The 19,920-nt window shown below is 71.3% G+C and carries 17 protein-coding genes; 10 read left to right on the top strand and 7 right to left on the bottom strand.

The genetic code is table 11. The features are described from left to right. Positions 1 to 99: 99 nt before the first annotated feature. Positions 100 to 1,287, top strand: a complete 1,188-nt coding sequence (locus ACFVUT_RS00190) for an O-antigen ligase family protein (protein ID WP_389641766.1) — start codon at positions 100 to 102, stop codon at positions 1,285 to 1,287. 61 nt (positions 1,288 to 1,348) lie between these two features. On the opposite strand, the gene ACFVUT_RS00185 is transcribed toward ACFVUT_RS00190, so the two are convergent. Both ACFVUT_RS00185 and ACFVUT_RS00180 read right to left on the bottom strand, forming a co-directional pair. Then, positions 1,349 to 1,906 carry a hypothetical protein gene (locus tag ACFVUT_RS00185; protein ID WP_389641763.1) on the bottom strand — a complete coding sequence of 186 codons (558 nt, stop codon included), beginning with the start codon at positions 1,904 to 1,906 and terminating at the stop codon, positions 1,349 to 1,351. Between the two features lie 59 nt (positions 1,907 to 1,965). Continuing rightward, positions 1,966 to 2,751, bottom strand: coding sequence for a glutamate racemase (locus ACFVUT_RS00180; RefSeq protein ID WP_389641760.1), 786 nt, complete (start codon positions 2,749 to 2,751; stop codon positions 1,966 to 1,968). 58 nt (positions 2,752 to 2,809) lie between these two features. Here ACFVUT_RS00180 and ACFVUT_RS00175 point away from each other — a divergent pair, with 58 nt between their 5' ends. Next, positions 2,810 to 3,982: a glycosyltransferase gene (locus ACFVUT_RS00175; RefSeq protein ID WP_389641757.1), complete on the top strand. Its 1,173-nt coding sequence runs from the start codon at positions 2,810 to 2,812 to the stop codon at positions 3,980 to 3,982. Between the two features lie 52 nt (positions 3,983 to 4,034). On the opposite strand, the gene ACFVUT_RS00170 is transcribed toward ACFVUT_RS00175, so the two are convergent. Together ACFVUT_RS00170 and ACFVUT_RS00165 are read right to left on the bottom strand one after the other, a co-directional pair. Beyond that, positions 4,035 to 5,351 carry a TerD family protein gene (locus ACFVUT_RS00170; protein ID WP_389641754.1) on the bottom strand — a complete coding sequence of 439 codons (1,317 nt, stop codon included), beginning with the start codon at positions 5,349 to 5,351 and terminating at the stop codon, positions 4,035 to 4,037. 393 nt (positions 5,352 to 5,744) lie between these two features. After that, entirely contained in the window at positions 5,745 to 6,407 is a 663-nt protein-coding gene (locus ACFVUT_RS00165) for a hypothetical protein (RefSeq protein ID WP_389641751.1), read from the bottom strand. A 920-nt stretch (positions 6,408 to 7,327) separates the two neighbouring features. On the opposite strand from ACFVUT_RS00165, the gene ACFVUT_RS00160 reads away from it, so the two are divergent. Continuing rightward, positions 7,328 to 7,861, top strand: a complete 534-nt coding sequence (locus tag ACFVUT_RS00160; RefSeq protein ID WP_389643550.1) for a hypothetical protein — start codon at positions 7,328 to 7,330, stop codon at positions 7,859 to 7,861. Positions 7,862 to 7,865: 4 nt separating this feature from the next. Here ACFVUT_RS00160 and ACFVUT_RS00155 read toward each other — a convergent pair whose 3' ends face one another. Further along, positions 7,866 to 8,054: a hypothetical protein gene (locus ACFVUT_RS00155; protein ID WP_389641748.1), complete on the bottom strand. Its 189-nt coding sequence runs from the start codon at positions 8,052 to 8,054 to the stop codon at positions 7,866 to 7,868. A gap of 260 nt (positions 8,055 to 8,314) precedes the next feature. Here ACFVUT_RS00155 and ACFVUT_RS00150 point away from each other — a divergent pair, with 260 nt between their 5' ends. The 3 genes from ACFVUT_RS00150 (at position 8,315) to ACFVUT_RS00140 (ending at position 12,244) form a co-directional block, all read left to right on the top strand. Further along, positions 8,315 to 8,797: a DUF6643 family protein gene (locus ACFVUT_RS00150; protein WP_389641745.1), complete on the top strand. Its 483-nt coding sequence runs from the start codon at positions 8,315 to 8,317 to the stop codon at positions 8,795 to 8,797. A 279-nt stretch (positions 8,798 to 9,076) separates the two neighbouring features. Further along, positions 9,077 to 9,667, top strand: a complete 591-nt coding sequence (locus ACFVUT_RS00145) for a hypothetical protein (RefSeq protein WP_389641742.1) — start codon at positions 9,077 to 9,079, stop codon at positions 9,665 to 9,667. 150 nt (positions 9,668 to 9,817) lie between these two features. Beyond that, positions 9,818 to 12,244, top strand: coding sequence for a right-handed parallel beta-helix repeat-containing protein (locus ACFVUT_RS00140; protein ID WP_389641739.1), 2,427 nt, complete (start codon positions 9,818 to 9,820; stop codon positions 12,242 to 12,244). Here ACFVUT_RS00140 and ACFVUT_RS00135 read toward each other — a convergent pair. Continuing rightward, positions 12,214 to 14,604, bottom strand: a complete 2,391-nt coding sequence (locus ACFVUT_RS00135) for a hypothetical protein (protein ID WP_389641736.1) — start codon at positions 14,602 to 14,604, stop codon at positions 12,214 to 12,216. The two genes, ACFVUT_RS00140 and ACFVUT_RS00135, sit on opposite strands and share 31 nt — an antisense overlap. A gap of 183 nt (positions 14,605 to 14,787) precedes the next feature. On the opposite strand from ACFVUT_RS00135, the gene ACFVUT_RS00130 reads away from it, so the two are divergent. From ACFVUT_RS00130 to ACFVUT_RS00115, 4 genes are all read left to right on the top strand, one after another. Beyond that, complete coding sequence (locus ACFVUT_RS00130; RefSeq protein ID WP_389641734.1) at positions 14,788 to 15,624, top strand: DeoR/GlpR family DNA-binding transcription regulator; 837 nt, start codon at positions 14,788 to 14,790, stop codon at positions 15,622 to 15,624. 66 nt (positions 15,625 to 15,690) lie between these two features. Further along, the gene (locus tag ACFVUT_RS00125; RefSeq protein WP_389641732.1) at positions 15,691 to 16,143 is read left to right on the top strand and encodes an SRPBCC family protein; all 453 of its coding nucleotides are present in this window, start codon (positions 15,691 to 15,693) and stop codon (positions 16,141 to 16,143) included. Between the two features lie 148 nt (positions 16,144 to 16,291). Next, positions 16,292 to 17,803: an SDR family oxidoreductase gene (locus tag ACFVUT_RS00120; RefSeq protein ID WP_389641729.1), complete on the top strand. Its 1,512-nt coding sequence runs from the start codon at positions 16,292 to 16,294 to the stop codon at positions 17,801 to 17,803. 239 nt (positions 17,804 to 18,042) lie between these two features. Beyond that, positions 18,043 to 18,522 (top strand): SRPBCC family protein, encoded by a 480-nt coding sequence (locus tag ACFVUT_RS00115; protein WP_389641726.1) that lies wholly within the window; start codon positions 18,043 to 18,045, stop codon positions 18,520 to 18,522. 41 nt (positions 18,523 to 18,563) lie between these two features. Here ACFVUT_RS00115 and ACFVUT_RS00110 read toward each other — a convergent pair whose 3' ends face one another. After that, positions 18,564 to 19,697, bottom strand: coding sequence for a PLP-dependent cysteine synthase family protein (locus ACFVUT_RS00110; RefSeq protein WP_389641724.1), 1,134 nt, complete (start codon positions 19,695 to 19,697; stop codon positions 18,564 to 18,566). Positions 19,698 to 19,920 lie beyond the last annotated feature (223 nt).

Genomic DNA, 19,920 nt, shown 5'->3' with positions numbered 1-19,920 from the left:
GATCGTTCCGTCGCTTTCCCGCACAGATCCGGTCCACTGCCAGTACCGTGTCCGCCAGTCCCCCCACCGGTCGGCCGGTTCAGGCCGAGCGTGAACAGGATGGTCACAGGTCGGGGGGCGAACGTGACAGTCGCAGAAGCGGGGCGGGACCGGACTCAGGAGCGCGGTGGCGCTTCCGACGCGGCCGGGGCGGTGCTGCTCGCCGCCTGTGCCGTCTGGTCGCTGATCAGCGCCGCCGGACGCGAGACCGGCCCGGAGGGCGTTCTGCTGGCTCTGCTGGCCGTCGCCGCGGGCTTCGCCTGCGGACGGATCTGCGGAACGCTGCTTCCGGTGGCGACCGCCGCGGCCGCCGCCGTCGGTGCGCTCCTCATGTGGCTTCTCATCCGTGAGGGTGTGCCGGGTGCCACAGCCGCGGTGGACACGGCGCCCGGTCACGCCGGTGCCGCTGCCGCGCTGCTGGTGCTGGCCGCGGGCTTCGCCTGCTGCGCGGCAGCCGCGGCCCGGCCGGGGGCGCTGCGGTTCTCACTGCGGCTCCTGGCACTCGGGACCGCCTGCGCCGCGCCGGCGCTGGGCTCGGTGGCCGGATGCGCGGCGGCCTTCGGTGTACTGCTGTGTTCGCTGGCCGCCGCCCGGATGCGCCGGCGGCTGCTCGGTCTCGCCGGGCTCGCCCTGGCCGGCGGGCTCGTCGTCGGTGCGTCATGGGCGGTCGCCGCGGACGCGCTGCCTCAGGGCCTCATGGTGTCCCTGGAGGGTCCGCTCACCACGAACAGGGTGATGCTGTGGCGGGACGCGCTGGAGCTGGCCGGCGACCATCCGGTGCTGGGCGTCGGCCCCGGCCGGTTCGCCGAGCTGAGCTCCACGGCGGAGCAGACCGTGAACTCGGACGGCACACCGCACTCCGCACCGCTCCAGCTGGCCGCCGAGCAGGGAGTGGTGGGGGTGGCGCTGCTGGGTGCGGCCTTCGGGTGGGTGTTGTACGTGCTGTGGCAATCGCCCCGCACCACGGCCGTCGTTCTGACGGCGGGCGCCGCGCTCACCGCGCTCGCCGTGCTGGCCGCCGTCGGCAACGCGCTGAGCTTCACGCCGGTGACCGCGGGAGTGGGGCTGCTCGCGGGGCTGGCGTCGGCCCGGCAGCCCATCGGGGACGGTACGGCGGGGGCGGACGGGCCGGACGCCACGGACGGGGCGCGTGGAACGGACAGGGAGAATGCGAATACGGACGAGGGAGGCGCGGCCCCGTCAGGCGCGGCCCCGTCAGGCGCGGCCCCGTCAGGCGCGGACTCCTGATGGTCCACGGCCCGCGAGGCTCGGCGCGTGGGAGGTCTCAGGGCCGTGGCCGTGTCGTGGGTCAAGCCCCGGCCGGAGCGCCGGTCGCCGACAGGTGCAGCCGCTCACGGATGAACCGCACGCCCGCTTCCGCGTCGTCGACCGTGATGGTGAACGTCCGGCCGTCACCCAGCCGGAGCACCAGCCCCTCGCCCCTGCGGACCACCACGGCCGTGCCCTGGTCGGGGCGCCAGCGGTAGCCCCAGCCGCCCCACTGGCGCGGGGTGACCTGGGGGACGAACTCCGCTCCCACCACATGCGTGAGCAGAATCCGGCGGCGCGGCAGGCCCATGTGGCCGCAGCGCACTTCGAGGGCATCCCCGTCGACCCTGACGGCCACGTTCACGAAGGCGAGGGTGCCGAAGAGCATGAGCAGCCCCGCGGCGACGCAGCCGATCACGGACATCAGCAGCGGCACGACTCCGGAGGTCCAGTTGGAGGTGACGGCCAGCTGGACGCCGAGTGCCAGACAGGCCGCGCCTGCGGCGGCGAGCACCCACTGGACCTTGTTGGTGGCCCGGCCGATCCAGACGTCGGAGTGGGCTCCGGTGTGCCACGGTTTTCGGGGGTGGTCCCTCATGTCAAGCAGCGTACTTAACATTCCGCACGCCGGGGACGGGTCCGACGGCCCCGGCCGGGTCAGCGGGCGGGGCTGACGGCCACCAGCAGCCGCCCCTCGGCGTAGGCCAGAGCGGCTTCCGGCAGGTCGGCGGTGCGCCCGCCGAGCAGCACGGTGAGATCGACGGCCGGTTCGGCCGACGGAGCGGGTTCGGCCCCGATCCGGCGCAGTGCCTGGGCGGCGACGGCGTCGGCGGAGCCGTGCAGCACGACCGGCGGCAGACCGGGCTGCCGGAGGGCGGCACGGATGCGTTCGGCGACCAGTTCGTAATGGGTGCAGCCCAGGACCACGGCCCGCACGTCGCGCGGGGTGAGTGCGGCGGCCGCGGCGACGGCCCGGTCGATCGCCGGTTCGTCCGCGTGCTCCACGGCGTCGGCCAGGCCGGGGCACGGGATCTCGGTGACGGCGACGGAGCCGGCGAATTCCCGGATGAGTCCGCGCTGGTACGGGCTGCCCGTGGTGGCGGGCGTGGCCCAGATGGCGACGGGCCCGCCACCGGCGACGGACGGCTTGATCGCCGGAACGGTGCCGATGACCGGCAGAGCGGGTTCCAGCTCGGCGCGGAGCGTCGGCAGGGCGTGCACGGAGGCCGTGTTGCAGGCCACGATCAGTGCGTCGGGCCGCTCGGCGGCGGCGGCACGGGCCACGTCCAGCGCGCGGACGGTGACGTCCTCGGGGGTACGCGGCCCCCAGGGCATGCTGCCGGGGTCGGAGGAGAGCACCAGATCGGCGTCGGGCCTCAGCCGGCGTACCGCGGCGGCGGCCGCGAGCAGGCCGATTCCGGAGTCCATGAGCGCGATCTTCACCCGGTCACCATAGTCGACCGCCCTTGCGATTCCGTCGCAGTGGGGCAGACTGCGGCGAATGAGTGCCGTTGCCTGGATCGCCGTGGGTTCGCTGGCCGCGTGGGTGTGGCTGCTGCTGGGACAGGGGTTCTTCTGGCGGACCGACCAGCGGCTGCCGCGCCGCGAGGAGCCGGAGCGCTGGCCGTCCGTGGCGGTCGTCGTGCCCGCACGTGACGAGGCGGACATGCTTCCGGTGAGTCTGCCGTCACTGCTGGCACAGGACTATCCGGGAGTCGCCGAGGTGTTCGTCGTCGACGACTGCAGCGAGGACGGCACGGGCGATATAGCCCGTTCGCTGTCCGTACGGTACGGGGGCCTGCCGGTGACGGTGGTGTCGCCCGGCGAGCCGGAACCCGGCTGGACCGGCAAGCTCTGGGCCGTGCGGCACGGAATCTCGCTGGCCCGCGCCCGCGAGCCGGAGTATCTGCTGCTGACGGACGCCGACATCGCGCACGAGCCGGACAGCATGCGGGAGCTGGTCGCCGCGGCCGAGTCGGGCGGATTCGACCTGGTCTCGCAGATGGCCCGGCTGCGGGTGGCGAGTGTCTGGGAGCGGCTGGTCGTCCCGGCCTTCGTGTACTTCTTCTCGCAGCTCTACCCCTTCCGGTGGGTGAACCGGGCGGGGACGCGGACGGCCGCGGCGGCCGGCGGGTGTGTGCTGCTGCGGACCGGGGCGGCGGACCGGGCGCGGGTGCCCGAGTCGATCCGGCAGGCCGTGATCGACGACGTGTCGCTGGCGCGGGCGGTGCAGCGCAGTGGTGGGCGGATCTGGCTGGGCCTGGCCGAGCGGGTGGACAGCGTGCGGCCGTATCCGAGGCTGGCGGATCTGTGGCGCATGGTGTCCCGGAGCGCGTACGCCCAGCTGCGGCACAGTCCGCCGCTGCTCGTCGGGACGGTGCTGGGGCTCGCCCTCGTCTATCTCGCGCCGCCGGTCACGCTCGTCGCCGGGCTGCTGGGGGGCGATCCCGTGGCGGCGTGGGCGGGCGGGGTGGCCTGGGCGGTGATGGCCGGGACGTACATGCCGATGCTGGGCTACTACCGGCAGTCCCTGTGGCTGGCGCCGCTGCTGCCGTTCACGGCCGTGCTGTATCTGCTCATGACGGTCGATTCGGCCGTGCAGCACTACCGGGGGCGCGGCGCGGCCTGGAAGGGGCGCACGTACGCCCGCCCCGAGGCCGCGCCGGACCGTTGAGCGCAGTCGGCCGTGGGCCGATGGCCGCAGTGCCGGCCGGACTTCCGGGGGGTCATTTACGGCCGGGCGTCCAGTTCATTCCCCATCCGTAGGCGTAGTCGATGGTGCGCTGCGGGCTCACACCGCGCTGGGGTACGAGATAGCGTGCCTCGCGCTGCACGGTGAGGTCTCCGCCGTTGTTGGTGAGGAGCGCGAGCGCGCAGACGGTGGACGGGACGGTGCATTCGTCGAGCGAGAACTCGATGGGGGCGCCGTGCTGGGGTTGGAGGGTGACGCTCGCGTGGAGATCCGCGAAACTCCGGGCGCCCTCATAGATGGTGACGAAGATCAGGACGCGGCGGAGCTCGTCCTTGTGGTCGAGGTTGACGGTGAGGTTCTCGCCGGCGGCGAGGGCACCGGTGCGGTCGTCTCCGTCGAGATGGATATAGGGCGGCTGCCGGAGTGCACCGAACGCGTTTCCGAGGGCCTGCACGACTCCCTTGCGGCCGTCGGTGAGTTCGTAGAGGGCACACAGATCGAGATCGAGGTCCGCGTGCTGGGCGACCGCTCTGCCGAGTTTGCTTCCCCAGCCCTTGAACTGCTTTCGCACTTCCCAGTTGAGGTTGACGCGGAGGGCTCCCGAGTTGCCGCCCTGTTTCGCGAGGGAGACGGACGGCGCGTCCTTGGTGAGTGTCACCTTGGACAGACGCACGGGCTGGGCGGCGGGAGGGGGCGGTGGTGCTGCCGCGGGGGCGGGCGGGAGCACCGGCGGAGGGGGCGGCAGATGATCAACCCTCTTTGCCGCCTGGGGCGGTGGGGGCGATTGCGGTGGTTGGCGGGGCTGGGACCGCTGTGGTTCGTCGACGGAGATACCGAAGTCCGTCGCGAGACCTTGGAGGCCGGTGTCGTATCCCTGGCCGACCGCACGGAATTTCCAGGCGCCCTGGCGCCGGTAGAGCTCCCCGAGAATGAACGCGGTCTCGACCGTCGCGTCGGCGCTGTCGAAGCGCGCGATCTCCGAGCCGTCCGCGGCGTCCGTGATCCGTACGTGAAGCCCCGTCACCCGGCCGAAGGTGCCTCCGTCCGCGGAGGCCGCCAGGACCACGCGCTCGATGGCGGGCTCGACGCGTGTCAGGTCGACCGCGAGGCTGTCCGTCACCGTGCCGCCGTCGGCCCGCTTGCCTTCGTGGCGCACCGCGCCGGACGCGTGGGACGGCTGGTTGTAGAAGACGAAGTCCGCGTCGCCGCGCACCTTTCCGGACACGAGAAGGAGTGCGGAGCCGTCCACGTCCGGCGCTCCCGGGGAGGCCCGCCACCCCAATTCGACCCGCACGGCGCGAGCCGCCACCGGAACATTGGCGCCTTTTAGCATGGTCATGCTCGCCCCCATCGCGAGTCCGGCTGCCCGAAGGCTTTCTCCGCCAACCTAATGCCCGTGCGGTCGATGGGACGAAGTGACGCCGTCTCTCCTCACCGAGGTGACGGGGTCCGTTTCGCCGCTCTCCGAACGCAGGCGCCTGGTGCCCGGTGCCACGCAGCTCGGCGTTCCGGCGAGCGTGGTGCGCTGTTTGTCGAGAGCATGCCAGAAACGGGGCACTCCAGGGCACCGCGAAGGCACGTGCCCGCCGAGGAGCAACCATCGCGATCAGGCCGTCACTTCACGTGCGGATCAAACGCCGCGACGTCTTCGCCCGCCACCGTGCCCGCGAATTCGCGCGAACCCGGCGACTTCATCGCAGGCTCCGATGCTCGCCCGCCTCCCCGCCTCCCCGCATCACGAGCCTCATCCAAGCCACTCTCCCCGCCTGCGACTGCTCGGCTCAGGCCGAGGACGGAAAAGCCCGGTGTCGCAGGACAATGCGCCGGGCTCGTCATCAGCAACACCTCCGGCCCCATCGAAGTGGATCACCGAACCGTCCGAGCCGGTGCGCAGAAGTAGTCTTTCTTCGGGGAAGGCCACCAGAATCGACAGCGCGTGAGGCGTCGGCTTTCGGGTTGCGGAAGCACCTGTCCGGTCCCGGTCGGCCACCTCGATGTGGTCGATCCGCGGCGCTGTGAGCACTTCCAGGAAGCGGACGCTTTCGTATCCGTCATCGCCACCGAACCGGCCGGTGTAGACGAGCGATTCCGCATACGAGATCCCTGTCATGGTCTCGCCACGCAGCGCGTCCTGGACATCCCTGGCCACTTGCGGATCAATTCCGACGAGACCGCCACTGAGGTGATCGGGCTCCTGCCAGGTTCCGTCGGAGTCCCGTAGCGCACAGTAGATTTCCTCGGCCACCAATCCGTCACGTCGGCGATGAACGACCAGGACGAATCCGATGTCGCCATGAAGAGCGACATCTGTCATGAGGATACGGCCGGAGGAGCAGTCGAATCCGTCGCACCCTGATTGAACTGTCGAGGAAGAGCGGGAAAGAGCGGCGTGAGCAATCTGTTTCATATTCACAAGGATTTTTACTCTCTTCGAGGGGGAGGGCACCTCAAGCGCGTGGCGAGCGCCCCGAACAGGGCGTGTCACTAGGTTCGTCCACATTCGCCCATGTTCGTCAGAGCACTCCGACGCCGAGCGAAAGAATCATTTGGCGACACAGGTGTGCGTCATCGATGCCACAAAACTGTTCCGGCCCATGCCGTGCAGTCGTTACGGTTGCCCTGCCCGCCCGTCCGATCGCGACGGCCGGGCAGGTGTCGGCGTCGATGACGACCTGGTGATTGATGGAGCACCTTTTGCCGCAATGGTCGGCACAGGACAATTTCTCGCTTTCGCATCAGTCGACTCCTGCCCCAATTTCCCTCCTGAACGCTGACGTGATTCCCATGAGGGCACGTCAGACACTATGTAGCATCTGCACAGTTCAAGGAGGTCCGTGTGACCCGCAACGGTCGCGTGCTGGTGGCGGGCGTCGATGCGACGACAGCACTGGGAACCAATGCGCCGTCGTCGTGATCGGGGCTGCTGGACGGTACGTCGGGGTGCGTTTCCTGGAGGAGGAGTGGGCCGCGGACCTGCCCGTGCGCGTTGCGGCCGGGCTCATGGTGGATCCTGCTCCCCGCTTCCGAGGGCCGAGGCCAGGAAGCCGGACCGCGGGGGGAGGACGACGTCTTCGAACGCGCCGGGATTCGCCGGCTGTCGCCGTTCACGGCCGCCACGCTGATGCCCAACGGGCCGACTGCGCGGAGGTCGAGGCGATCGACCGAGTGTGGGACCGTGCCCCCGGCTGTTCGGCGGTGTCGTGATCGCGGGTGGGAACCAGTGCGCCGTCCACGATGAGCAGTGCCCCGCTCACTGGGCGGTGTTGTCGTCGGCCGGTACCGTGCGGGGCAGGAGCAAGGGGGGGTGGGCGGGTGCGCCCCGTGCTGATGGTGGATGTGGACGGACCGCTGAATCCGTATGCAGCGAAGCCGCACCGACGGCCCGAGGGCTATGAGACACACCGCCTTCTGACACCTCGCTGGAAGGCCGCCGAGCGGCGCCGGCTGACTGAATGGGGGCTGCCGGACAAGCCGGTGAAACCGCTGCGGGTGTGGCTCAACCCGGACCACGGCCCGGCGTTGGACGCGCTTCCCTTCGACCTGGTGTGGGCGACGACGTGGGAGGAAGAGGCCAACGCTTTCGTCGCGCCGGTCCTGGGACTGCCCGAGCTGCCCTTCATTCCCTGGTCCTCGCCGCGGGCCGAGCCCAGGGGCGGTGTGTTCTGGAAGACGCCGGAGATCGTCGCGTGGGCGAAAGGCCGGGCGTTCGCCTGGATCGACGACGAGATCACGGAGGCGGATCGGACGTGGGTGAGGGATCACCATGACGGTCCCGCTCTGCTGCACCGGGTCGACCCCCGATACGGCCTTGCCATCGACGACTTCGCCGCGCTGACGGCATGGGCGACCGGCCTGGACTGACTCCTCAGCCGGTCGGCAGCGGGTCGAGAATCACCTGCGGCGCCGTGCTGCGCGCCCGTTGCGGGGCAACCCCAGCGGGGTGGATGTCCTCCCGAAACCGGTGGGCGGCGACGCCGCCGAGCCGGTGGGCCCAGGAGCCACCGAGCGCGCTGCCGGCGGTGGCGGGCGGCAGGCCGCGGTCGGTTACCGTCAACGGTCTCCTGACAATCGCAAGGTTCCAGGCGCTCAGGGTCGAAGCCCTCCGCCCCAACGCGTGCCACGCGGGCGTTGCCCTTTGTAGCCCACCCGCCACTTCTCGTCAGCCATGGGACGGCCCTCCAGCAAAAATGTCCTTGCTGTTAACAGAAGCTTTAACGATGTTTTGGCAGTTCAGGCAAACAGAACCAGCGTAAATCGGATGACCCGAAGATTGGGACTCCCCAACCAGCACATCGTGGGCTTAACTTAGGTGTTATGACCTCCCCCCGCCCCGCCTACGGCGGTGGCTACTACGCCGCACCGTCGTTCCCCGACACTCCGATCTACGACTCCCTGGTCGCGGAGCGGGGTACTCCTCAGATCGCACCGATCCGAGTGCCTGCCGCCTACGACACCGGCAACAGCTACCTGCCGGCGCTCCCGGCGGCGCTGCCGGCTCTTCCCGCGGCACCCTCCCCTCCCACGCCGTCGTACGGCTACCAGCAGCCGGCCCAGCAGGGTTACGCGCCGATGCAGCCCGCACAGCTGCAGCACGCTCCGGCGCCGTACATCCCGCAGCAGCCGACCGCGACCCGCGGCGGATACCAAGGCCCCTATACGCCGCCGCAGCAACAACAGCAGCGGCCGGCGCCGGGCACCGGTTACGAGGCGATGCGTCCGGCGTCACCACGCCCCGCCCCGGCACCCTCGCCCTACGAGGACCCGTACAACCGTCCGTACCAGGGCCGGGGGTACTGAGCAGAGAAATCCCGCACGGCCGCACGGGGCCGTCGTCGGACCATGGGGATCCGACGACGGCTCCGGTGTGCGCGTGCCGGCACCACAGCCACCTCGGTCGCACGCGCGCCCCGGACGGTCCGTCAGCACGGAGCCCGGGGAAGGGGAACTCGCGGGGGCGGTCCATGCGTTGACCGGGGTGAGGTTGCTCTCTCTTCGCCGCTCCGGCGAGCGAAGCACGCCGTATCGGGTTAAGACGGATACGGAAGGGGGTGCGGGACTGTGCGAGCGGTTACGGGAGTGTGGCGTTGGCGTCACAATCCCCTGCGCCGCGCCACCGACCGGCGCGAGGCGTGGGTGGCTCTTTTCGCGCTGCTTCTCATGGTGCTGGCGGCGCCGGCGCTGGGCTGGGCGTGCGGTTCGCTCACCGACGACGCCTTGCAGGAATCGGTGCGGGTCCAGCAGGCCCGGCGCCACGCCACGACCGCTGTCGTGGTGCGCCGGGCACCGACCCCACGACCTCTCGTCGTCGATCCCGAGGTGTCCTCGGAGCGCTCCACACAGACCTCGGTGGTGGCGCGCTGGAAGGCCCCGGACGGCACGGACCGCCGCGGTACGGTGACGACCTCCGCCCGCAGGACGGATCCCGGGGCCGAGGTGGAGATCTGGACAGATCTCGACGGCCGCCCCGCGCTGCGCCCCATGGACGCTCCGACGGCGCATACGCACGCGGTGCTGGCCGGGTTCGGGGTGACACTTCTCGCCGTCGGTGCGGTCGAGGGCGGCCGGCGCCTGATCGTCCGGTGCATGATGCGGCGACGGTACATACGGATCGACCGGGCCTGGGCGAAGGCCGGTCCGGACTGGGGAAGGACCGGGACCGGCAGCTGATCAGCGGCCGATCGGGTCAACTCCCGCCCGCCGCGCGCGCTACGGTGGACCGGCCCGCCCGCTTCCTCGGCGGGCGTGCCCGGGTTCGTCGCTGCCGGAAGGCGGCGACAGGGGCATCAGACACGCACGAGGTGGGGGCACAACAGCGCCATGGCACAGGGCACGGTCCAGGTGACGCACACCGGCACATCGCGGTGGCGGCGCCGCACAGGCGAATACGCCTCCCTCACCGCAGCCCTGGAGGCCGCGGCCGACGGTGATGTCCTCACCATCGCGCCGGGCACCTACCGGGAGAATCTGGTCCTGCACCGTGCGGTGACCTTGCGCGGCCCCGAGGGCTCGGTCGGTTCCGTACGGATCGCTCCGGTCGACGGCGTGCCGTTGACCGTCCGCGCCGCCGCCGTCGTGTCGGACCTGCATGTGGAGGGTCAGGACTCGACGGCTCCGGCCCTGCTCGTCGAGGACAGCGCGCCGGAGCTCGCGGATCTGCGGATCGTCACGCGCTCGGCCGCCGGGATCGAGGTGCGCGGTACGGCACGGCCGACCGTGCGCCGATGCACGGTCGACAACCCGGCCGGGGTCGGCATCGCCGTACTCGACGGCGCGGGCGGGGTGTTCGAGCAGTGCGAGGTCGTCTCGGCCGGCCAGTCCGGCGTCTCGGTACGCGACGGCGCGCATCCCCGGCTGGAGCGCTGCCGGATCCACCACGCGTCGGGGGCGGGTCTGAGCGTCACCGGCGAGGGCAGCGGCCTGGAAGCGGTCGGCTGCGAGGTGTACGAGGTCAAGGGCAGCGGCATACAGGTGACCGCTCGCGGGTCCGCGCACCTCACCGAGTGCACGGTGCACCGCACGGCGGCGGACGGGGTCACGCTCGACACCGACGCCGTCCTGACGCTCGCCGACTGCGACATCCACGACATCCCGGAGAACGCCGTGGATCTGCGTTCCCGTTCGGTCCTCACCCTGACCCGCTCCACGGTGCGCCGGTTCGGCCGCAACGGACTGTCGGTCTGGGATCCCGGCACCCGTGTCGACGCCAACCAGTGCGAAATCCACGACAGTACGGGCGACTACCCGGCGGTCTGGGTCAGCGACGGGGCGACCGTGATACTGGACTCCTGCCGGGTCCACGACGTGCCGGACGCCCTCTTCGTGCTCGACCGGGGGTCGCGCGCCGATGTGGTCGACAGTGATCTCACCCAGGTCCGCAACACCGCGGTGTCGGTGAGCGACGGAGCGACCGCCCAGCTCGACGACTGCCGTATCCGCGAGGCGTCCACGGGCGCGTGGTTCCGCGACCACGGCAGCGGCGGCACACTGAACAACTGCACCATCGACGCGGCACAGACCGGGGTGATCGTCACCAAGGGCGCCGACCCGACGATCGAACGCTGCACGGTCACCTCGCCCGCCGAGGCCGGTTTCTACGTCTCCGCCGAGGGACGCGGCACCTTCCGCAGCTGCCGGGTCACCGGAAGCGAGGGCTACGGCTTCCATGTGATGGACGGCTGCCGTACCACGCTGACCCATTGCCGTACCGAGCGCTGTGCCCGCGGCGGATACGAGTTCGCCGAAGGAGGCGACAGCCAGGGGGTGGGGCCCGTCGTGGAGGACTGCACGAGCGACGAGAGCGCGCTGCGCTCCCCCGCTCCCCCGGCGCCGACCGTGCTGACGGCGGCTCAGTCGGCCCCCGGGCTGCTCGGCGCGGTACCCGTTCCGCGGGCCGCGGAGCCCGCCCCGGCCGAGGTACCCGCCGCCCCACAGGTCCGTGCTTCGGACGCCGTTCTCGGCGAACTGGACGCGCTCGTGGGCCTGGAGAGCGTCAAGCGTGAGGTGCGGGCCCTCACCGACATGATCGAGGTGGGCCGGCGCCGCCAGGAGGCGGGGCTCAAGGCCGCGTCGGTCCGGCGCCATCTCGTCTTCACCGGCTCGCCCGGCACCGGCAAGACCACCGTGGCCCGGCTCTACGGCGAGATCCTCGCCTCGCTCGGGGTGCTGGAGCGGGGCCATCTGGTCGAGGTGTCCCGCGTCGATCTGGTCGGCGAGCACATCGGCTCGACCGCCATCCGCACCCAGGAGGCCTTCACCCGGGCACGCGGCGGAGTGCTGTTCGTCGACGAGGCCTACGCCCTGTCACCCGAGGACTCCGGCCGGGACTTCGGCCGGGAGGCGATCGACACGCTCGTGAAGCTGATGGAGGACCACCGGGACGCGGTGGTCGTCATCGTCGCCGGTTACACCCACGAGATGGAGCGCTTCCTCACCGTCAACCCCGGTGTGGCCTCCCGCTTCTCACGGACGATCACCTTCGGTGACTACGAGCCCGCGGAGCTGCTGCGCATCGTCGGGCAGCAGACCGACGAGCACGAGTACAGCTTGGCTTCCGGGACGGGGGAAGCGCTGCTGAAGTACTTCACGGAGCTGCCCAAGGGCCCGGCGTTCGGCAACGGGCGTACCGCCCGGCAGACCTTCGAATCGATGGTGGAGCGGCATGCGGGCCGGGTCGCCCAGCTCGCCGAGCCGAGCACGGACGACCTGACACTGCTCTACCCCGAGGACCTGCCGGAACTCCCCTGAGCCCGCGGGGCCTCCTGATTTCCTGCCCCGTCGCTCTGGCGCGGCAGGACCGGCGCCAACCGGTCCAGCAGTGCGGCCCGCTCCTGGGCGAAGACCGGGTCGGCCTGGTAGTCCGAGTGCCCCAGGATGGGTTCGGGCAGGGGGTGTTCGGGGGTGCGCCCGTAGACGAGGGGGTCCTTCAGCGGTCCCCGGTCCACCCCGGGCCCCGGTCCCTCGTCGAGCCGGACCCGGCCGCCGATCGGGTCGGTGGCCCGCCACAGATTGCGCCAGCAGTCCACGGAGCGGTGCAGCACGTGCAGCGGTCCGGGGCCGAAGTAGGCCGGGAACCAGCGCGCGTACAGTCGCTCGATCGGTGACCCGTAGGTGAGCAGGGCGACCCTGCTCCGGGTCTCGGCGGGTAGCTGCCAGACCGCGGCGGCCGCGAGGACGCTGCCCTGCGAGTGGCCGGAGATGACGAGTCTGCCGCGCGTCTGACCGGTCCAGCCGGACATCCGTGACGCGAGGTCGGGGACGGCGCGTTCCGCGTAGCAGGGCGGCGCGAAGGGGTGGGCGGCACGTGGCCAGAAGGTGCCGACGTCCCAGAGGATGCCGATGGTGCGCCGGGCGGACGCGTCGCGGTAGGCACGTCGGCCCCAGGTGACGAACAGTATGAAGCCGAACCCGATCATCCAGGAACCGGTGGACTGGGCCGCTTCGGCCACGGACTCCAGGAAGGGCCCGCTTCCCTTCATGGCGAGTCCGGGCACCTCACCGCTCGCCCAGGCCCCGCCGACCGCAGCCGCACCGAGCAGCAGCGCGGAAGCGGCGACCGGGCCGAGGATCCAGGGCGCGGAGTCGGTGAGGGCTGCCGTGGCCCGGATCCGGGCGATCTGCCGGGTCCGGCCGGGGTCCGGCCGGTCGTTTCCGTACTCCCGGTCGATCTCGGGCTCCAGGGCACGGGCGGCGAGCCAGGTGCGGACGAGCAGCAGAGCGGCGGGCACCGCCAGCAGCACCAGGAGCACGGGGATGACCGAGGCCTGCCAGCTGAGCAGCACGGGCGGCCCCTCGATGGCGGCGTCCCGGCTCATGCCCGGGGTGCCGGAACCGTCGAGCCAGTCGGCGACACGCTGGGCGACCCCGCCGGTCATGACGCCGCCGAGCGCGCACGCGAGCATGGCGACGGCGGGCCCGCCGAGTCCACGCATCACGGTGCGGGGTTCGGGCGTCCGGCGGTACAGGCCCAGCGACACCGCGGCGAGCACCACGACGAGCACCGCCTGGCCGAGCGTGAGAACACTGAAGGCGAGGTCGCCGGGCAGTGCCCCCGTCGAGACCCAGGCGGGGCGCGACCAGGCCGCGTACACCGCGGCGAGCACGAGCAGAACCAGGGCCGCGCCCGGCAGATAGGTGATGAGAGCGCGGTCGAGCCCGTTGTCGGGACGCCGTTCGCTGCGGCCGCGGCGGCAGACGACCCAGAGCACGACGAGCGCGCCCAGGACGAGCGCCGCCTCGATCAGCCGGCCGAGGGTCTCGGGCACGGGTCCGCCGGCCCCACGGTCGTGTCGGGCCGCGGCACCCGCGACGAACGCGGCGACGGTGAGGATTCCGGCCGCCGTGTGGGCGGCGCGCAGCCGGGCGACCAGGCGGCGGCCGTACCAGAATCCGGGCCGGCCGAGGGCCGGGCGGACACCGGCCGCACCGCGGGGGGCTTCGGGGCCGTGATCGGTGTCGGCGTCGCCCGGCTCGGGTCCGGTGAGCGGGCGCTGCGATTCGTACGCGCTCCATGTCCGGTTGGACAGGAACCAGAGCAACCCGACCAGGGCGGTGGGCATCAGGGAGGCGAGGGCGAGCCGGCGTCCCGGCTGGGACCACCAGCCGCCGTGCGCCGTCGACAGGAAGCCCAGCCAGGACCTCCGGTCCGAGCATGCGGGTGCGCCCGCGCACTGCCAGGCGACCAGATCGAGCGCGACCTCGCAGGCCGCCGCGGTCAGCAGGACCGTGAGGCTGAGCGCGACGAGTCGGACGAGCACGCCGTACAGACGCACCGCACGGGTACGGCCCCGGGCGGTGGGCCGCATCCAGTGGGCGAGGTTGACCACCATGAAGGGAAGCAGCAGCAGCCACAGGGCCCGGGAGCCGTTGCCCGAGGTGAGGTTGGACCAGCAGTAGGCCTCGGCGATCGGTCCGTCGCGGTAGCGCTCCGGATGCTGTTCGGCGTCCATGTCGCCGGCGTGCCGGTAGATGGCGGCGGTCGCGTCGCCGGTGACCCGGATCGGGCACGGGTCGTCCAGCATCTCCTGCGGGGTGGCCCCGCCCACGCCATGGACCAGCAGTTCCAGCGCGGGCCCCGGAGTCTGCGGGGCATGGGGGGCAGGTGGCACGGGGCGGCTCGCTCTCTCGGTCGTGGGGGGTGTGCTGATGCGCAGTCACAAGGATCGGGCAGGAGAAGGTGTGCACGCACCGCTCTCACGGAATCTCCCCAGTGCGACGGTCGACGACACCGCGTGACAGGATGGCCCCGTCCGAAGGGACGGTGACGGCGGGCAGGAAGGGCAGGACGGGCGTTGAGCGAGAATCAGAATCTGCTCGCGGAGCAGCGGCGCGCCCTGATCCTCGACGAGGTACGCAGGCGTGGCGGGGTCCGGGTGAACGAACTCACCCGCAGGCTGAGTGTCTCCGACATGACCGTCCGCCGGGATCTGGATGCTCTGGCCCGCCAGGGTGTGATCGAGAAGGTGCACGGCGGGGCCGTTCCGGTGGCCGAGGCCAGCACGCACGAGCCCGGTTTCGAAGCCAAGTCGGCTCTGGAGCTGACCGCCAAGGAGGACATCGCGCGGACGGCCGCGGCCATGGCCGCACCCGGCAGCGCCATCGCACTCTCCGGCGGCACGACGACGTACGCACTCGCCCAGCACCTGCTGGACGTACCGGATCTGACGGTGGTGACCAACTCGGTCCGGGTCGCGGACGTGTTCCACTCCGCGCAGCGGTCCCCAGCGGCGGGCGGCGCGCGGACCGGGGCGGCCACGGTGGTGCTCACCGGCGGGGTACGGACTCCGTCGGATTCGCTGGTCGGCCCTGTCGCCGATCAGGCGATCGCCTCGCTCCACTTCGATGTGCTGTTCCTCGGAGTGCACGGGATCTCGGTGGAGGCAGGACTTTCGACGCCGAATCTGGCGGAGGCCGAGACCAACCGCCGTTTCATCCAGTCGGCTCGGCGGGTGGTGGTGGTCGCCGATCACACCAAGTGGGGGAAAGTGGGCCTGAGTTCCTTCGCTTCTCTGGAGCGGGTGGACACCTTCGTGACGGACGCGGGCCTGTCGGCCGCCGCACGCGAGGAGATCGCCGAGCATCTGCCGGGCCTGCTGGTGGCGGGTCGCGCCGTGGCCGGGGATTCCTGATCCGGCCCGTTGTGCGCGGATTCCGCTCCAGCCCCCGATAGGTCGTTCACGGCCTAAAATCGTGCTGTGGCCGTCTTCCGGATCGAGCGTTTCACGTCCCTGCCCGCAGCGGAGTCCTGGCGTCGGGTGACGGACTGGGAGCGGCATGCCGCGCATGTACCGCTGACCACGATCACCACACCCCTCGGGCAGCGCGGCGGGCTCGGAACGGTGTTCGTGGCGCGCACGGGGGTGGGTCCGCTCGGCTTCGACGATCCGATGGAAGTGGTGCGGTGGACGCCGCCCGCGGCCGGGCGCGCGGGGCTCTGCCTGCTGGAGAAACGCGGCTCGCTGGTACGGGGCCGGGCATCGATCGATGTGTATCCGACGGATTCCGGATCCCATGTGGTGTGGGTGGAGGAGCTGACGGTCCGACGGCTGCCGAAATGGGCGGATCCGTTGATCGCCGGAGCAGGCCGCCGGGTCTTCGGCCAGGTGCTCGACGGCATGCTGGACCGTCCGTCGCGGCCGTTCTCCTGACGCGGCCGTTCGCCCGGCGCCCGGGCATCCCGCGTGTCCCGGGTATCCCGCGTGTCCCGCGCGTCCGGGTATTCCGGGTGGTTCGCGTGCCGCCGTTCGCAGTACTCCCATCCGGCACCGGACGGCGTCGCGGTGCAAGACTCGAAGGATGACCGAATCCCCCGGTGGTATGCGGCTGCGTTGTCTGGTGACCGGTGCGTCCGGATACATCGGAGGCAGGCTGGTGCCCGCGCTCCTCGACGCCGGGCACCAGGTGCGGGCGGTGGCGCGTACCCCGCGGAAGCTGCGTGACCACCCGTGGGCGGACCGGGTCGAGGTGGTCCGGGGCGACGTCCTCGACGCGGCTTCGATGGGGGCGGCGATGCGGGACGTGGATGTGGCGTACTACCTGGTGCACGCGCTGGGCACCGGTCCGGACTTCGAGGAGAGGGACCGCGAGGCGGCCCGGATCTTCGGTGCGCAGGCGCGGGCGGCGGGAGTGGGCCGGATCGTGTACCTCGGCGGGCTCACCCCGTCCGGGGTGCCCGAACGGGAGCTGTCACCGCACCTGCGCTCGCGGGCCGAGGTGGGGCGGATTCTGCTGGAGTCCGGAGTGCCGACGGCCGTGCTGCGGGCCGCGGTGGTCATCGGATCGGGGTCGGCCTCGTTCGAGATCCTGCGTCATCTCACCGAGCGGCTGCCGGTGATGATCACCCCGAGCTGGGTACGGACGTCGATCCAGCCGATCGCGGTGCGGGACGTGGTGCGCTGTCTCGTCGGCTGTGCCCGGCTGCCGTCGGAGGTGAACCGCACGTTCGACATCGGCGGCCCGGACGTCATGACGTACCGGGACATGATGCGGCGGTACGCCGAGGTCGCCGGACTGCCGCGCCGGGTGATCCTTCCCGTCCCCGTCCTCACCCCGCGACTGTCCAGTCTCTGGATCGGCCTGGTGACACCGGTACCGCCCTCCATCGCCCGGCCACTCGCCGAGTCGCTGCGCCACGAGGTGGTCTGCCGCGAGCACGACATCGCCCGGTACGTCCCCGATCCGCCCGGTGGTGCCATCGCCTTCGACGAGGCGCTGCGACTGGCGCTCCAGCGGATCAGGGATGCCCGGGTCGACACGCGTTGGTCGTCGGCGGCGGTGCCCGGTGCGCCGAGCGACCCGTTGCCGACCGACCCCGACTGGTCCGGCGGCAGCCTCTACCGTGACGAACGCGAGCTGACGGTACCGGTGGCGCCGGAGGCGCTCTGGCGGGTCGTCGAAGGCATCGGTGGCGAGAACGGGTGGTACTCCTTCCCCCTCGCCTGGGCCGTGAGGGGCTGGCTCGACCGGATCGTCGGGGGCGTCGGGCTGCGGCGCGGGCGGCGGGACGCGCAACGGCTGAGGGTCGGCGACTCACTGGACTTCTGGCGTGTGGAGGAAATCGCTCCGGGAGAGCTCCTGCGGCTCCGCGCGGAGATGCGGCTGCCCGGCCTGGCCTGGCTCGACCTGTCGGTCGGGCGGAACGAACAGGGGCTGACGGTCTATCGGCAACGGGCCCTGTTCCATCCGCGCGGGCTGCTCGGCCACGCCTACTGGTGGAGCGTGTGGCCCTTCCACTCGTTGGTGTTCGGCGGAATGGCCCGCAACATCACCGCGGCGGCACGTGCGGTCCCGCCGCGTCGTGCCCCATGACGCATCTGACGGACAAGGCCGCACGCCCCCCTGGGCGGGCGCGGACGCACGGCCGATTGCCGATCGTGCGTACCCGGTCCCTCTCCGAGCAGGGACGCACCACCGTGTTGCCGGGCGGGGCATCTGAAGACCTTGCGGGCCAGAACATCTGAATACCGTGCGGGCCGGGACATCTGACGCCCCGCCAGCTATGGTGTGCGCGACCCCGTCCGCCGCCGACCGCACGGGAGGTGCGTTGCGTGTCACGCCGACTCCGTTCCGTAGAACTCGACTTCGTCGATACGGCTCCACTGCGACTGGTCTTCGCCGCCGAGGTGTCCGCGCCCCCCGAGGCGGTCTATCGCGCGCTCGCCGATGACGTGGCGGGCTGGCCGACATGGTTCACCGCGGTGACGGCCGCCCGGCCCATCGAGGGCGGCGCGGGTCGCGAAGTCCGGCTCAGGGGTGGCGCGGTGCTGCGCGAGACGATCGTGGCGGCGGAGGCCGGCGAGCGGTACGCCTACCGCGTGGACGAAGCGAACGCCCCTGGGATGCGGGCCCTGTTGGAGGAGTGGCGGCTCACTCCGGCCGGGTCCGGCACACGGGTGCGGTGGACGTTCGCCGCGGACGGTTCCGCACCCTTCCGCGTCGCCCTGCGCCTGGGCCGGTCGGGGGTGGGCCGGTCGTTCCGGGACGCGGTGCACAAGCTGGACAGGCGGCTGGCCGGGCCCGCGGCCTGAGAGCTGCCGCGGACCGCGTGCGAACCTTTCCGGCCACAGCACTACCCGGGCCAGTTGCCGCCGGCCAGGAAGGAATCGATGGTGCGCGCGTACGGGGCGATGTCCAGGCCCTGTTCGGCAAGCCAGCTGTCGGAGTAGTACTTGTCGAGGTAGCGGTCGCCCGGATCGCAGATCAGGGTGACGATGCTGCCGGTGGCGCCCTGGCCGACCATCTCCGCGACCAGTTTGAACGCACTCCACAGCCCGGTGCCCGTGGAGCCGCCCGCCCTTCGGCCGATCGACCTCTCCAGGGCGCGCACGGCCGCGACACTGGCCGCGTCCGGCACCTTCATCATCCGGTCGATGGCTCCGGGCACGAAGCTCGGCTCCATCCGGGGCCTGCCGATGCCCTCGATCCTTGAGCCGCGGTCGCTGGTGGCCGAGGGATCGTGGCGGGTCCAGCCGTCGAAGAAACAGGAGTTCTCCGGGTCGGGCACACAGATCCGGGTGTCGAACTGCATGTAGTGCACATAGCGGGCGATGGTCGCCGAGGTACCACCGGTTCCGGCCGTGGCGACGATCCACGTCGGCTCCGGGTAGCGTTCCCGGCTCAGCTGTTGGTAGATCGACTCGGCGATGTTGTTGTTGCCGCGCCAGTCGGTGGCCCGCTCGGCGTAGGTGAACTGGTCCATGTAGTGGCCGCCGGTGTCGGCGGCCAGCGTGGCGGACTCCTCGTACAACGTGCGTGCATCGTCGACGAAGTGGCAGCGTCCGCCGTGGAATTCGATCAGCCGGCATTTCTCGGGGCTGGTGGTGCGGGGCATCACGGCGATGAACGGCACGCCGATCAGCTTGGCGAAGTACGCCTCCGAGACGGCCGTCGAACCGCTCGACGCCTCGATCACCGGTTTGCCCGGGCGGATCCAGCCGTTGCAGAGCCCGTAGAGGAAGAGCGAGCGGGCCAGGCGGTGTTTGAGGCTGCCGGTGGGGTGCGTCGACTCGTCCTTGAGATAGAGGTCGATGCCCCACGTCTCGGGCAGCGGAAAGCGCAGCAGGTGGGTGTCGGCGGAGCGATTGGCGTCGGCCTGGACCTTGCGTACGGCCTCCTTGAGCCACGCCCGGTACCCCGGGTCCGAGCGGTCGATGTCGATCGTCGCCATGGCCCGGTCGGCGGGGGTGTGCTCACTGGTGCCCATCGGCGCGTTCCTCCTCGTATCACCGGACTCTGCACCGCCCACGATATTCCCCCTACCTGCAGAAACGTTCACTTTGAGGTTCCATAGCCCTGCCTTGGTGCGGGCGGGCAGAACAGGTGTCGCCCGGCGCCACGAAGAGCAGGTGTTCGAACCGGACGAGCCCTGGCGCGCCGCTCCCGGCTTGTGCACACTTCCCCTGAGAAGCGTTCTGAAGGGGGCGAAG

The organism is Streptomyces sp. NPDC058051 (assembly GCF_042885475.1).
Classification (GTDB): domain Bacteria; phylum Actinomycetota; class Actinomycetes; order Streptomycetales; family Streptomycetaceae; genus Streptomyces.
This window is presented reverse-complemented; position numbering and strand designations above follow the sequence as displayed.